This is a genomic window from Actinoplanes sp. NPDC004185, assembly GCF_053603475.1.
Map to the genome: position 1 here is coordinate 1 of NZ_JBSGFR010000135.1, position 1,173 is coordinate 1,173.

The following is a 1,173-nucleotide window of genomic DNA, read 5'->3' on the forward strand; positions in this document are numbered from 1 at the left end:
GTCGATCGTACTCATATTCGCGTTACAAGCGGGGACGATAACTTTTACGGCAAGAGATGCGATGCCAGCCTGAGTCATTGCGTCATTTGCCTCCAATCTCTCCTCGAAACTAGGGAAGACCAAGATTGGAGGTACCGAAAGTCGTGCGTCCACCAGTGGACGAAGTTGCAGAATACAAAATAACGCGATAGCTAGTTGTAAGTGCAACGCATTGAGGTGAAGGTTTTCTGCAAAAAAAGGCCAAACCGGATCGGGTATCAATTGGGTGTCGCAATACAGACCAGCGATCCGAGTTGCCGAAAGTGCTGACGGCCCGTAGCGCCGCTGACCGCCCGATACCACTTTAATACCACCAAGTGATTTTCCGGCACGAAACATTGACGCTGAATTTTCGCGGTAGAACTGTTCTAGTTCACCAGCTGCCGCATTGATTTCGTCAAAATGGGCTATGTTGCCATCTCCGAACCGTGCCAGCATTCGCAGTTTAATTTCCTGCTCTGAACCGACCTTGCCGGACGGCACACCCGTCAGCGCTACAAAGAGCTCTTCGTAGAGTCGAAACAGCATGCACTGGGCGTCAAGAATTGGAAGAGGTGATTCATTGTCTACCTTTTCTTCCGCTTGTTCCAGATGAGTCAACGCCAGGGCAGTGGCTCGAATAATCGCCAGCACGTCTGGTGTTAGCTTTGAAATATTAAGGAGTCCGGTAATACCTCTCGGTAAAACGCGTAGCTGGTCAGCCCAGAACCTATCTTGTGGACGCAACTTCAGTTTTCCCGATTCCAACGCATCGAGAACCTTCTCTGCTTTCTGAGCGGAATCGATCCCTCTATCAATATCCATATACTCTTCTCCTAGACGCGTGTTGATCCATTGTGCTCGAGCCGAGACGTCAAAAACCAAGGACGCGAAACAGGGGGGGGCTTGGCCGTCCAGTTACCACGGCGGGTACGGCCGCTCGACGCCCCCATGCTCAACAATCCGGCACATTGCTGACGTAGAACTCAGCCCGTCTCAATGTCAGAGGGCCGAGCACTTGCCATCCCGATCGACTGCTCCAATGGCCCGTGTACCTTGCGGATTCAACCCGTCGATGCAACGAATTGATGAAATCTCTCAGCCGGTGTATCGAAGTCTAGTGTCTTTCGCGGACGCTCATTGAGCCGCCTGGCT

General features: G+C 52.1%; 1 protein-coding gene. It reads right to left on the reverse strand.

The annotated features are described in order from the left end of the window. A partial coding sequence (locus ACWEOZ_RS44385) for a hypothetical protein (RefSeq protein WP_451916680.1) occupies window positions 1-843 on the reverse strand: 843 nt, incomplete at its 3' end. Window positions 844-1,173 lie beyond the last annotated feature (330 nt).